Origin of the sequence: Deinococcus maricopensis DSM 21211 (assembly GCF_000186385.1) — a bacterium.
In the GTDB taxonomy this organism is placed as follows: Bacteria; Deinococcota; Deinococci; order Deinococcales; family Deinococcaceae; genus Deinococcus_B; species Deinococcus_B maricopensis.
Genome location: NC_014958.1, coordinates 340,891 through 353,284 on the forward strand (window position 1 = coordinate 340,891; position 12,394 = coordinate 353,284).

Sequence of the window (12,394 nt, forward strand, 5' to 3'; positions counted from 1 at the left end):
CCACCCCTGCGTGGTCCCCCAGCGTGCTGAACTGCGCGCGGCGCCCGGTCAGGGCGCGCGCACGTCGAGGTCCGTCCCGAACTGCTCATTCATGAACACCGCGAGCGCCTGCGCGAACCGCGCGTGCGCGAAGCTGCTCGGGTGCACGCCGTCCCGGCTGAAGGACCGCCCAAACGGCGACGCCGCCGTCGGCAGCAGCGGTCGGCCCGGCAGCCTGTCCAGAACGGCGTTCACGTCGAACACCGGCACCTGGAATTCTGCAGCCACCTCGCGGATCACGGCGTTGTACTGCGCGACCGTCGCCTGCGCCTGCGCGAATTCTGCAGCGGTGAGGGCCTCGCTGGACGCGCACGAGAGCGGCTGCGCCGCCGTGGCCCGGCCCACCACGACCGACCCGAAGTACACGTCCTGCCCGTCACAGTCGCGCGCGACGACGCCCGCGAGGCGCAGGAGCCGCACCGGAATCAGGGCGGGTACGCGCGTGACGTCCGGGACGGTCATCACGACGATGTGCGGCACGCCGGACACGCGCAGCCGCTCGATGAGCGTGCGGTAATCCGCGCGGAACGGCGCCACGGGCGTGCTCGTGTCCGGGCGGCCACGCAGGGTCGGGAGGAGCACGTCGTTGTTGCCGATCCAGACGGTCACGAACTGCGGCTTCTGCGCGAGCGCCGCGCCAAGCTGCGTGGTGCCCGTCCCGAGAATCACGCGGTACAGGTCCGCGTCGTAGAGTTGCGGGTCCGGGTCGGCCACCTGGCGGTCCGTGCTGCGCAGCACGTCACCGACCTTCGCGCCGGGTATCGCCACGACGGGCGAGCGGACGGCCGGGTCGCGGCGCGTGCAGTTCTTCTCGCCGGTCACGCCGATGGGCGGCGGGCAGCCGGGGTCGTTCACTTCCGGCATGGGAACGTCCAGCCCGCCGCGCGCGCCGAGCAGCCGCGGGTAGGCGTCGCGCTGCGACGCGGCCGTCAGCCCGCCGGACTGGAAGCCGGCGGTGATGCTGTCCCCGATGGCGACGTACTGCGTGAACGGCGTCGCGCCCGGTCGGGCGCGGTGCGCCTGCGTGGGCGCGCAGGCGGCGAGCAGCGTGGCGCTGAGAGCGAGGGGAACGAGGCGTCTCATAGCGCGAGTGTACGAACCGCGTCCAGGCGGCGCAACGCGCGCACCTGGAAAAGCAGGGAAGGTCTGTAGGGCACGCCACACCCGGCCATGCCGACGTCGCCGCTCGTTTTGCAGCTCCGGGGCCGACCACCCGCGCGGCCCTTCAGCACTGCGGGGTGGCCCTTCAGGGGCGCGGCGGGCGGCTGAAGCCGGAATGGTCGAGCGTTTCCCCGTACTCCCCGATGACCCGCGTGCGGTGCGCTTCCGGGCGGTATGGGAACTCCAGCAGGTCCACCTGCGCGGCCACCACGTGCGCGGGGACGGCGTGCGTGCGCGCCGGGTTGCGCTCGAAAACGGTGCTGAGCGGCGGCTGGAACACCGCGAGGGTCGTGAGCGCGCCGTACTCGAAGCCAAGCCGCAGCGGCACGCCGCGGAAGTCACGGCGGGTGTTCGTGGCGTCCCACACGACGGGCCGGCGGGCGCGCAGCGCCACCCGCAGCTGTTCCTTGGCGGCCTGCAGGACGCGGCCGTTCACGCTCTGGTCGGCGCGCCGCCCGGCCAGTTCGTCACGGAGCGCGTCGAGGGACACGACAGCGTGGTCCGGGTAGTGTGCTGCCACCCAGGCGCTCTTGCCGGCGCCGCTCGGCCCGACCGTGACAGTGAGGTCCGGGAAGCCGGCGCGGGCTGCGTACGCCCGCGCGACCGCCTCGTGCGGGGTGCTGATCAGGCCCGCTTCATGGTCGAGGATGCCCGATTCGAGCGTCAGGTCCACGTACGCGTCCGGGAAGCCGCGCAACTGCGCCTGGATGTCCGCGCGCCACTCGGCGTACGGGTCCGTGGCGTCCCACACGCCGTACTCCTGCGCGCCCAGGCGGAACAATTCGAGGTCCTCGAGTTTGCTGTCGCGGTCCGCGGATACGCGACCGCGCGTGTCCGCCACTTCCAGCAGGTACAGCGCCTGCAGGTCCACCTGCCGTGCCAGGCGGCGGTACGCGCGCAGGGAACCGTCCGTGAGGGTGCGGGCGAGGTCGTGGTGGTGCCCGACGAGCGCCATGACGTCCCGCGTGACGGCGTGCGGGAGGTCCAGTTCGGGCAGGCGGTACGCGAGGTACGATCGGCCCCGGTCGGCGTGGCGGGGCGACACGATGCGCGGCGTTCCGCGGCTGTCGTCGCGGCGCGTGACGAGCGGCTTGCCGAGATCGTGGAGCGCGGCGGCGAGCACGAGCGTGAGGCGCGCGTCGCCGCTCAGGGCGTGCGTGTCCGCGAGGTGGTACGTTTCCTGCAGCACCAGGTCGGTGTGCGTGCCGACGTCCCCTTCGCCGTGCCATTCGGGGTCCTGGGGCGTGCGTGGGAGTTCGGCGAGGAGCGGGAGGGCCGCGCCGAGTTCCCGCGTGAATGCCGCGAGGTCCGGCTGGTCGCCCGCGCGCAGGCCGTTCAGGAAAGCGTTCATGCGTACCCGGGCGTGCGTCGGGTGAGGGTGCAGGGGGTGGGGGCGCGGTGCGTCATCGAGGATCACTGCGCAGCCTACTGCGCCCGCACGCGGCGCGGCAGCCGAAAATGGCGGGGTGGGGGCAGGCCATCGTGCGGAGGGCGCCGAGGGAGCGGCGCCCTCCGCACGCGGGAAGTACAGTGGACGCCTGATGCCCAGTCCAGCTCATCTGCTCGCCCGTCTGGAGGCTGTGGCCTCGTCGCTCCGTACTCGCCCGGACGCGCTGGCGCTCCTGGCGCTCGGCTCGGTCGGTCTGGAAACGGACCGGCTGGACGAACACTCGGACCTCGACTTCTTTGTCATCGTGGCGCCGGGTGCCCGGGCGGCGTACCTGGAGGACCTCGGCTGGCTTGAGCGGGCGCATCCGGTGGCGTTCAGCTTCGCGAACACCCCGGATGGCCGCAAGGTCCTGTTTGGGGACGGGGTGTTCGCCGAGTACGCCGTGTTCGAGATGGAGGCACTGCGGGGCGTGCCATACGCGGCGGGGCGCCTGGTGTGGAAACGCGAAGGCGTCCCGGACGCACTGGCCGCGCCCGCTGCCCCGGCGGTCGGAGCGCCTCGTTCAGCGGCGTGGCAGACGAACGAGGCGCTCACCAACCTGTTCGTGGGGTTGCACCGTGAGGCGCGCGGGGAACGCCTGAGCGCCACGCGGTTCATTCAGCAGTACGCGGTGGACCGCGTGCTGGACCTGGCGACGCTGCAGGGGACCGCGCGCGCGGGGCACGCGGACGCGTTCATGGCGGAGCGGCGTTTCGAGCAGCGCTTTCCGGAGGTGGCGGCGGCCCTGCCGGGCATGGTGCAGGGCTACGCGCGCAATGGCCCGTCGGCCCTGTGCATTCTGGCGTGGCTGGAGGCGCACAGCTGCGTGGACTCGCGGATGGCGGTGGAAATTCGGCGGCTGGCGGAGCGGGTGGGGGCACCCTGAGCGTCGGTGAGGGTCGTGGGTGCAGGGCCGGGGTCCGGGCGGGCCCGGTGAGTCCGCGACCTGCGTGACGCTTTCCTCTAGCCGAGGGGGGGAGTTGGTGATGCTGGCGTCCGCTGTGGGTTGTGGAGTGGGAGGTTGCTCGTGGGGGTGCGGGGAGAGTGCAGGCTGCTTGACACCGCCCAAAGATGTATGTAATTTGGTTACATGTTGGTTGGAGGTGAACGCTCGTGAACAGTCAATATGCCGTGGCCGTGCACGTGCTGGCCCTGATCAGCATGCACCCGGACCATGCCCGCACTTCCGAAGCCATTGCCGGCAGCGTGGGCACCAACCCGGTCGTCGTCCGCAACATCATCGGGCTGCTGCGCCGTGCGGGCCTTCTGCGCACGCAACGCGGCGTGGCGGGAGCCGTGCTGACGCGCACGCCGGACGCCGTCACGCTGCTCGACGTGTACCGCGCCGTGAATCCGCCGGAGCATCTGTTCAGGCTGCATGAGCAGCCGAACCCGCAGTGCCCCGTCGGCAGTCACATCCAGGACACCCTGGAAGTGGTGTTCGGCACTGCGCAGCGCGCGCTGGAGGAGCGGCTCGGGCAGGTCACGCTCGTGGACGTCATGGCGGACCTGGCGCAGCGGGCCAGCTGATTTTTTTTCACCAACATGTAACCGACACACATACACGAAGCCTCTCACTCAAAGGAGCCCACCATGATTGCCATCACCGGCGCCACCGGCCACCTCGGCCGCCTCACCGTCCAGGCCCTCCTCGCACGCGGCGTGCCCGCCAGCGACCTCGTCGCCCTCGTCCGCGACCCGGCCAAAGCCGCCGACCTCGCCGCGCAGGGCGTCCAGGTCCGCCACGCCGACTACCACCAGCCCGACACGCTCCGCACCGCCCTGCAAGGCGTCCAGCGCCTCCTGCTGATCTCCAGCAACGACTTCAACGACCGCGTCGGCCAGCACCGCCACGTCATCCAGGCCGCCCGCGACGCCGGCGTCACCCTGCTCGCGTACACCAGCATCCTCAACGCCGACACCACCCCCATGCTGCTCGCCGGCGACCACCAGGCCACCGAAACGCTCATCCGCGAATCCGGCCTGCCCTTCGTGTTCCTCCGCAACGGCTGGTACATCGAGAACTACACCGACAGCCTCGCGCAGACGCTCGCGCAGGGCGGCATGATCGGCAGCGCCGGCGAGGGCCGCCTCACGCCCGCCGCCCGCCAGGACTACGCCGAAGCCGCCGCCGCCGTCCTCAGCACCGCCGGCCACGAAGGGCAGGCGTACGAACTGGGCGGCGACCAGGCGCTCACGCTCAGCGACCTCGCCGCGGACATCAGCCGCGTAAGCGGCCAGCCCGTCACGTACACCAACATGCCCGTCGACGAGTACACCCGCACCCTCATGGGCTTCGGCCTGCCCGAAGGGACCGCCACCGTCTTCGCGGACGCGGACGCCGGCATCGAACGCGGCGACCTCGCCACGAACAGCGGCGACCTGCGCCGCCTGATCGCCCGCCCCTCCACGCCCGCCGCGGACGTCATCCGCGCCGCCCTCGGCGCGCAGTAACCCCAGCACCCCTGGAAGGAGGAGCCCGACACGGGCTCCTCCTTCCAGCATTCCGGCGCCCCGCGGGTGCGCCCAGCCGCGCCCTTATACTGGCCGGGACATCGACATTCGTGAGCTGCACCCGGCGTCCCGCCGGGCCCCCCGCTCGGCCCGCGCCAGGCCGGACGGCCGGAACAAGAGGTTGACCTGTGGAGAAACCGTTGCTGGAGCACCCCCTCGTCCATCCGCCCGCACCGCTGAGCGCCGCCGCGCCCGTCACGCCCGACGAGGCCGCGCGCCTGCTCGCCCTCGACCCGCCCGCGTACTGGCTGGACATCGCGCGGGAACTCACGTGGACCACGCCGCCGGACACCGCCCTGGACGGCACCCTCGGCGACTTCCGCTACTACCCGGGCGCCACCGGGAACGTCAGCGTCAACTGCCTCGACCGCCACCCGTCCGAACGCACCGCGCTGCTCTACGAACGCGAGGACGGCCACCGCGAAACATGGACGTACGGCGCCCTCACCGACGCCACCGCGCGCTTCGCCGCGGCCCTGCAGGACCTCGGCGTCACGAAAGGCGACCGGGTCGCCATCTACCTCGGGAACGTCCCCGAGGCGTTCATCGCCATTCACGCCTGCTACCGCATCGGCGCGATCTACTCCGTCATCTTCGCGGGCTTCAGCGCCTCCGCCGTCCGCGACCGCCTCGTCGACGCCCAGCCGAAGGTCGTCGTCTGCACCGACGCGACCCTGCGCCGTGGCAAGGCCGTGCCCCTCAAAGCCACGCTCGACGAGGCCCTCCGCGGTCTCCACGTACCGCACGTGATCGTCGCGCGCCGCGTGGACCCCGCCGCGTCCCTGCGTGAGGGCGAGCACGACTTCCACGCGCTCCTGCAGGCCACCACGCGCCGCGCCGACCCCGTCCCCATGGAGGCGAACGAGCCGGGCTTCATCATCTATACGTCCGGCACGACCTCCAAACCCAAAGGCCTCGTGCACGCCGGCCTCGGGTTCCTCGCCGGCGCGTACGCGAACGTGAAATGGGCCCTGAACCTCCAGCCGAGCGACGTGTACTGGTGCACCGCCGACGTCGGCTGGCTGACCTTCCCGATCTTCGCGCTCGTCGGCGGGCTCGCGCACGGCGCGACGCACGTCATCTACGAGGGCGGCATCGACACGCCCACCCCCGCCCGGCCGTACGCCCTGATCGAGCGGTACGGCGTGAACAAGGTCTTCACCGCCCCCACCGCCCTGCGGATGCTGCGCCGCGCCGGCGACGCCGCCCTCGCCCCCCACGACCTCAGCCGCCTCGACCTGATCAGCCTCGTCGGCGAACCGCTCGACCCGGAAACGTGGCACTGGACGCAAGGCACGCTCGGCGCCGGGCGCGTGTTCGTGAACAACACGTATGGCCAGACGGAAACCGGCACGGCGTGGGCGAGCAGCATGGTGGGCCTCACCCCCACCCGGCCCGGCAGTTGCGGCCACCCCCTGCCCGGCTACCGCGCCCGCATCGTCCGCGACGACGGTCAGGAAGCCGCGCCCGGCGAACTGGGCGCGCTCACGCTCACCGAACCGTTCCCATGCCTCGCCCGCACCGTCTGGGGCGACCACGACCGGTACGTGCAGACGTACCTCACGGACCACCCGGGCGCGTACGCCGCGTCGGACGCCGCGCTCATCGACGCGGACGGGCAACTGTGGGTCACCGGCCGCCTCGACGACGTCATGAACGTCGCCGGGCACCGCATCGGCACCATGGAGATGGAAGCCGCGCTGATCACCCACCCGGCCGTCAGCGAAGCGGCCGTCGTCGCGCAACCTGACGACCTCAAGGGCGCCGTGCCGGTGGCGTTCGTGGTGCTTCGCGGCGACGCCGCCACGCACGACGGCTTCGCCGGGGAACTCGCGGAAGCCATCGTGCAGGGTGTCGGCCCCATCGCGCGCCCGGCGCGCGTCATCGTCACGCCGACCGTGCCGCGCACCCGCAGCGGCAAGATCATGCGCCGCCTCCTGCGCGATCTGCTCGTGACCGGCGACGTCAGCGGCGACCTCACCAGCCTCGACAACCCCGACGCCATCGAGGTCGTGAAAGGCCGCATCGCCCAGGCCTGAAGGAGAGCGGCCACCCGCAGGCCGCTCTCCCCTGCTGTTACTGCCCCGTCCGGCCGAGGTGGAAGTACTCCTCGTTCGGCTGGAACCCCAGCGCACTGCTGATGCGGTTCGTGGCGTTGAACATGCCGACCACCTGCGTGAGCTCCAGAATCGCGTGGTCATCCAGGCCCGCGTCGCGCAGCGGCGTCAGATCGTCCCGGCTGGCGCGGTCCGGGTGGCGCGTCAGGTGCGCGGCGTAATCCAGGATCGCGCGCTGCCGCGCCGTCAGGTCCGCCTGACGGTAGTCGATGGCAAGCGTGTCCGCCAGGCGGACATCGCCGCTCAGGACACGCACGGCGGACGCGTGCGACACCAGGCAGTACACGCAGCGGTTCAGGCTGCTCACGACCGTGGCGACCATCTCCCGCTCCAGCGGCGGCAGGTGCCCTTCCTTGTTCATGAGCAGGTCGTAGTATTTCCACCACGCCCAGAACTGCGCCGGGTTGAGCGCCTGCGCGCGGAACACGTTCGGCGTGAACCCGAGCGCGCCATGCGCCTTCCGCCACAACGTGGCGATTTCCGGCGTGACTTCCGCTTCGGTCGGAACAGGCAGAAACGACAGGGACGGCATGCCCACCAGTATGGCCGACCGAGCGTGCGTTACTGGCGGTGCTCCGGGTGCGGGTCCTGGCTGAGCAGATGCGACGCGACCTCCTCGTGCCGCAGGTTCAGGTGCACATGCTCGTCTACGTGATCGACAGTGCTGAGCGGCAGCCAGTGGTGCTGCCCCTGCGCGTCGCGGGTGAGTTTCAGGTACTCGCCGTCCAGGTGATCCACCTGACCGTGATGATGCCCATCTGCGCAGATGACGTCCATATGCTCGCGGATGTTCTGGGACAGGGTCATGGCAACCTCCTGACCGCACGGGGAATGTGCGCGTTCCCGAAGGGAGGGCGGCGCCGTGCGTTCGACCCTCACCGTACGGCCCGCGCACCGCAGACGCATGACGCGGGCATGAATGAAGGTTCAGGGGCCGCGCACCCCGGCGCGGCGGGCGGACGCCGACCTTCAGCTTCGCCTGCCCGAGCATGCGGCGCTGGCCCTGCCCCCTCGGCCAGTGCTCTGGACGCTATCGCCTTCCAGGTCCACAGGGAATGGCCGTTCAGAACCCGCTGGCGATTCGGGCGCAGGCGGGGACATCTCGGCGGTGGCAGGCGCGCGGCGCGGACGTGGCAACCTCGCTGCTGCACGCTCCGGCCCGCGCGGTGTGGAGCGTCAGGTGTCCGTTGACGCCAGCGCCCACAATTCCGCGCGGGCCGTGCTGAGCTGAGGCGCCCCGCTCGGCTCGGCAGGCGACGCCGTGAGGGTACTGCGCGTGTCGTGCAGGTCGCTGTACACGCGGATGAGTTGCTGGTGCGTCGTTTGAAGCAGGTGATCGCGTGCTGGGCTGGCAGGCATGGCACACAGGTGCCGGAGTTCCTCCTCAATGCCGTCCAGGAACGCTTGAATGACAGTCACGTCCGGGTGCATGCGCGCAGAGTAACGAGTGTTCAGGAGGGGGCCATGGCGCGACCTTCAAGGGCCATTCATGTCGAGTGGACAGCGCCCCCGCGAAGGCTGCGCGTGTGAATCCCGCTCGCGCGGAGGTCCGCTTCGTCTGGGCGTTCTGGGTCTGGGGGGCTTGGAGAGGCGTTGTGGGGGCCCTGCCGGACGTGGGTGAGGCGCGCCCCCTGAGCGTCAGAGGGCGCGTGGGGGGGTTAGCGGGGCGCGCCGGGCTGGGTGGTGAGGTTGACGATGACGGTTTCGCCGTTGCGTTCGATCACGGCGTATTTCGCTTTGCTGCTGGCCTGGGTGATGGCCTGTTGCTGCTGCGCGGTGGGCGTGGCGCTGAGGTTGATGGTGTGTTGCGCCTGCCCGCCGGTGAGCGGGTCGGTGGCGTAGAAGGTGACGCTGCTGGCGTCGCGCAGGCCGGGGAGGCGCAGGCCTGCGCCGCTCTGGTCGGCGGAGCGGTTGCCGCGGTCCACGCGGTCGTTCGGGGCGCCGCGGTCGCCGGGACGGTCCTGGCCGTTCGGGGGCGTGGGGCGGTCGCCTCGGCCCGGGGTGCCGTTCGGGGTGCCGTTCGGGGTGCCGGGGGCGCCACGCTGGCCGTCGCGGTGGTCGCCGTCGCGTCCGGGTTGGCCGGGGTGGTCGCCGAACGGGGCGGCCTGGGCGGCTTTGAGGGTGGTGATGCGCGTTCCGAACGGCGTGCTGATGGCGACGTACGTGGCGTTTGTGGGGGCGTTCGCGAAGGGCGAGGCGGGGGTGTCGCGGTCCGCTCGGGTGGGCGGCTGGAGGGTGGTGGTCAGGAGGAGCTTGCCGCCTTTGAGGGGGTGGCCGCTGTAGTACTTGATGGTCATGGCGGCGCGGTCGGGGCGGTCACTGCGTTGCTGTTGCGGGCGGGGTGACGTTGGGGTGCTGGTCGGCTGGGTTTGCGCGCTGGCGAGGGTGCTGCCGATGAGCAGGGTGGCGAGGATGGGGGTCAGGCGTTTCTTGGCAGTGGTCATGGGGGTTCTCCTTGGGGTGGTTGGGTGGTTCCACCTGCCGTGATTTTGCGCAGTGGTCATTCAAGGGCCGTGTAGGGGGTGTTCAGAAGTTGTGTAGGGCTGGAGGGTGCAGGGTGGTCACGCCGCAGCAGGGGGCGTCGGGTGCGTGTGGGACGACGGTGTTGAGGGTCAGGCTGTTGTGCCGGTTGGCTTTGAGGCAGCGTCGGTGCGTGCGCTCGGTGGGCGGGTCCGGCTGGGGCACCGCATTTCTAAAATTGACTAATTCAGTCGGAATAGTCTAAAAAGGGGCGAGATGAAGACGAACCTAACCATCAAGGCCCTCACCGCCACGCTGCTCACCGCCACGTCCCTCGCCGGCGCCGCCACCGTCAAGGGCGCCGACGGCGTGAGCGTCACCGTCACCAACCCCAAACGCGTCGTCGCGCTGAACGGCACCACCGTCGAACTCATCTACAAACTCGGCAAGCAGGGCACCATCGTCGGCACCGACGTTACCGGCACGTACCCCGCCAACAAGATCCCCAGCGTCGGCCACTGGGCGCAACTCCCCGCCGAAGGCATCATCTCGCTCAAACCCGACCTCGTCATCGGCACCGCCGACAATTTCACTGTCGGCAACAACGCCACCGTCGTCACGCAACTCCGCAGCGCCGGCATCAAGGTCCTCGTGCTGCCCGCCAGCGACACCGGCGGCCTCGACGGCGTCAAAACCCGCCTGAACATGCTCGCCGACGTGTACAACGTCCCTTCCGCCGCGCAGGCGCTCACCAAGAGCTTCACCACCCAGCTCGCCGCCCTCAAGATCAACCAGCCCACCCGGACGCCGCGCGTACTGTTCCTGTACGCCCACGGCCCTGGCGACGCCAGCATCTACGGCACCGACGGCGGCGCGAACACCCTTATCGAAATGGCCGGCGGCCGGAACATCGCGCCCTTCCGCGACACCAAACCCCTCACCGCCGAAGCCATGGTCGCCCTCGCCCCCGACGCCATCATCATGCTCAACCGCGGTTACGACGCCGTCGGCAAACTCGACGGCGCCCTGAAGCTCCCCGGCGTCGCCCAGACGCCCGCCGGGCGTAACAAACGCATCTACACCGTGGACGACTCCATCCGCTGGATCGGCCCGCGCCTGCCCGAATTCGCGCTGAACCTCGCGCGCCAGTGGAAGGCCGACTTCCGCAACTAACCCCCGAGCGGCGGCGCCTGTGCGGCGCCGCCGCTCACGTTCACGCCCCGGAGGCACCCTCATGACCCCACGCATCACCCGCGTCGGCCCGCACCCCGTCCAACTCCGCCTGCTCGACGTGAAAGCCGTCCAGGACCTCACACCCCGCCTGCGCCGCGTCACCCTTACCGGCGACGCCCTCGACGGGTTCCGTAGCGAAGGCGCCGACGACCACGTCAAGCTCTTCTTCCCTGCCCCCGGCGAACGCACGCCGCACCTCCCCACGTTCGGCCCGACCGGCCCCACCTTCCCGGAGGGCGTCACGCCTCCCGCGCGGCGTGACTACACCCCCCGCCAGTACCGGCCAGACGTCCATGAACTGGACATCGACTTCGTGCTGCACGGCGACGGCCCCGGCGCGACCTGGGCGGCGAACGCGCAGCCCGGCGACCGCCTCGGCGTGGGCGGCCCACGCGGCTCCACCCTCGTCACGTACGACTTCGACTGGTACCTGCTCGCCGGCGACGAAGCGGCGCTGCCCGCCATCGCCCGCCGCCTCGAGGAACTTCCCGCCGGCGCGCACGCCACCGTGCTCCTCGAAGTGCACGACGCCACCGACGAACTGCCCCTCACCACCTCCGCAGACGCGCGCGTCCGCTGGCTGCACCGCGCCCCCGCCGCGCCCGGCACGACGACCCTGCTGCTCGACGCGCTCCGCGACCTGCACCTCCCCGACGGTGACGGATTCGTGTGGGTCGGCACTGAAACCACCCAGGCGACCGCCATCCGCCACCACCTCACCGACGAACGCGGCCTCCCGAGCGACTGGGTGCGCGCCGTCGGCTACTGGACACTCGCCCGCAGCGAACCCCAGGGGCCCACGCGCGCCACCCCCACTGCACGCTGACCCCTCACCCCGCGTTGCAGGGCGTACTTCAGTTCTTCACAGGTCGTACGCAGATGTTTTACACGGGCCCGTCAAGCTCAGGGCATCAAGGGCGGTCACCCGGTGACCCGCCCGCCCTGAGGAGGGACCCCATGAACAACATCATCCTGACCTTCGCCCTGCTGACCACCACCTTCGCCGGCGCCGCCAGCACCCCCGTGAACATCCTCAAAGTGCAGGACAACGGCCGCATCCTCGCGTACAACGAACTGTACACCGAAGCGTCATGGCAGGTGCTCACGCTCGACGCCGCCCGCGTCGACCTGACCGGCGCGAACGGCGACGACGTCACCAGCGACCTCATCCTCACCGACAACGCCAGCGACGTGAACGTCACCCTGGACGCCGCCACCCTCGACGGCGGCCGCGTGAGGCTCAACGTCACGCTCGACCGTGACGACGAGAGCACCACCGTGAACAAACCCGTGACGTTCACGCTCACGAACACCCGCACGGGCGCCACCACCACCTTCACCGCGCCCGTCGTGGGCGCCGCGCACACCGACCCGGCCAGCATCCAGACCTTCTGGGGTGACGAGTAACTTCCGCCGTTCCCGCAAGGCGCGCCCGCTCTTC

Annotated in this window: 14 protein-coding genes; 7 read left to right on the forward strand and 7 right to left on the reverse strand. The window is 70.8% G+C overall.

All coding sequences use genetic code 11. The annotated features are described in order from the left end of the window. Nucleotides 1-48: 48 nt before the first annotated feature. Entirely contained in the window at nucleotides 49-1,122 is a 1,074-nt protein-coding gene (locus tag DEIMA_RS01475; RefSeq protein WP_013555458.1) for an SGNH/GDSL hydrolase family protein, read from the reverse strand. A 163-nt stretch (nucleotides 1,123-1,285) separates the two neighbouring features. Then, complete coding sequence (locus tag DEIMA_RS01480; protein WP_013555459.1) at nucleotides 1,286-2,551, reverse strand: AAA family ATPase; 1,266 nt, start codon at nucleotides 2,549-2,551, stop codon at nucleotides 1,286-1,288. A 190-nt stretch (nucleotides 2,552-2,741) separates the two neighbouring features. On the opposite strand from DEIMA_RS01480, the gene DEIMA_RS01485 reads away from it, so the two are divergent. The 4 genes from DEIMA_RS01485 (at nucleotide 2,742) to DEIMA_RS01500 (ending at nucleotide 7,182) form a co-directional block, all read left to right on the forward strand. Beyond that, complete coding sequence (locus DEIMA_RS01485; protein ID WP_013555460.1) at nucleotides 2,742-3,515, forward strand: hypothetical protein; 774 nt, start codon at nucleotides 2,742-2,744, stop codon at nucleotides 3,513-3,515. 227 nt (nucleotides 3,516-3,742) lie between these two features. After that, a complete protein-coding gene (locus DEIMA_RS01490; RefSeq protein ID WP_013555461.1) occupies nucleotides 3,743-4,159 on the forward strand; it encodes an Rrf2 family transcriptional regulator in 417 nt (138 codons plus the stop codon). A gap of 63 nt (nucleotides 4,160-4,222) precedes the next feature. Beyond that, entirely contained in the window at nucleotides 4,223-5,083 is an 861-nt protein-coding gene (locus DEIMA_RS01495) for an SDR family oxidoreductase (RefSeq protein WP_013555462.1), read from the forward strand. A 188-nt stretch (nucleotides 5,084-5,271) separates the two neighbouring features. Further along, on the forward strand, nucleotides 5,272-7,182 hold the full coding sequence (locus tag DEIMA_RS01500; RefSeq protein ID WP_013555463.1) for an acetate--CoA ligase: 1,911 nt from the start codon (nucleotides 5,272-5,274) through the stop codon (nucleotides 7,180-7,182). 37 nt (nucleotides 7,183-7,219) lie between these two features. Here DEIMA_RS01500 and DEIMA_RS01505 read toward each other — a convergent pair whose 3' ends face one another. The 5 genes from DEIMA_RS01505 to DEIMA_RS18125 all read right to left on the reverse strand — a co-directional run bounded on the left by DEIMA_RS01505 (nucleotide 7,220) and on the right by DEIMA_RS18125 (nucleotide 9,945). Next, the gene (locus tag DEIMA_RS01505) at nucleotides 7,220-7,792 is read right to left on the reverse strand and encodes a peroxidase-related enzyme (protein WP_013555464.1); all 573 of its coding nucleotides are present in this window, start codon (nucleotides 7,790-7,792) and stop codon (nucleotides 7,220-7,222) included. Between the two features lie 29 nt (nucleotides 7,793-7,821). Continuing rightward, entirely contained in the window at nucleotides 7,822-8,067 is a 246-nt protein-coding gene (locus tag DEIMA_RS01510) for a DUF2171 domain-containing protein (protein ID WP_013555465.1), read from the reverse strand. Nucleotides 8,068-8,436: 369 nt separating this feature from the next. Continuing rightward, nucleotides 8,437-8,691 (reverse strand): hypothetical protein, encoded by a 255-nt coding sequence (locus tag DEIMA_RS01515; RefSeq protein WP_013555466.1) that lies wholly within the window; start codon nucleotides 8,689-8,691, stop codon nucleotides 8,437-8,439. A 227-nt stretch (nucleotides 8,692-8,918) separates the two neighbouring features. Next, a complete protein-coding gene (locus DEIMA_RS01520) occupies nucleotides 8,919-9,704 on the reverse strand; it encodes a hypothetical protein (protein ID WP_013555467.1) in 786 nt (261 codons plus the stop codon). Between the two features lie 82 nt (nucleotides 9,705-9,786). After that, entirely contained in the window at nucleotides 9,787-9,945 is a 159-nt protein-coding gene (locus DEIMA_RS18125) for a hypothetical protein (protein WP_169311914.1), read from the reverse strand. 51 nt (nucleotides 9,946-9,996) lie between these two features. Here DEIMA_RS18125 and DEIMA_RS01525 point away from each other — a divergent pair, with 51 nt between their 5' ends. The 3 genes from DEIMA_RS01525 (at nucleotide 9,997) to DEIMA_RS01535 (ending at nucleotide 12,360) form a co-directional block, all read left to right on the forward strand. Next, nucleotides 9,997-10,893, forward strand: a complete 897-nt coding sequence (locus DEIMA_RS01525; protein WP_013555468.1) for a heme/hemin ABC transporter substrate-binding protein — start codon at nucleotides 9,997-9,999, stop codon at nucleotides 10,891-10,893. 61 nt (nucleotides 10,894-10,954) lie between these two features. Next, nucleotides 10,955-11,779, forward strand: coding sequence for a siderophore-interacting protein (locus DEIMA_RS01530; RefSeq protein ID WP_013555469.1), 825 nt, complete (start codon nucleotides 10,955-10,957; stop codon nucleotides 11,777-11,779). A 131-nt stretch (nucleotides 11,780-11,910) separates the two neighbouring features. Beyond that, nucleotides 11,911-12,360, forward strand: coding sequence for a hypothetical protein (locus DEIMA_RS01535; protein ID WP_013555470.1), 450 nt, complete (start codon nucleotides 11,911-11,913; stop codon nucleotides 12,358-12,360). Nucleotides 12,361-12,394 lie beyond the last annotated feature (34 nt).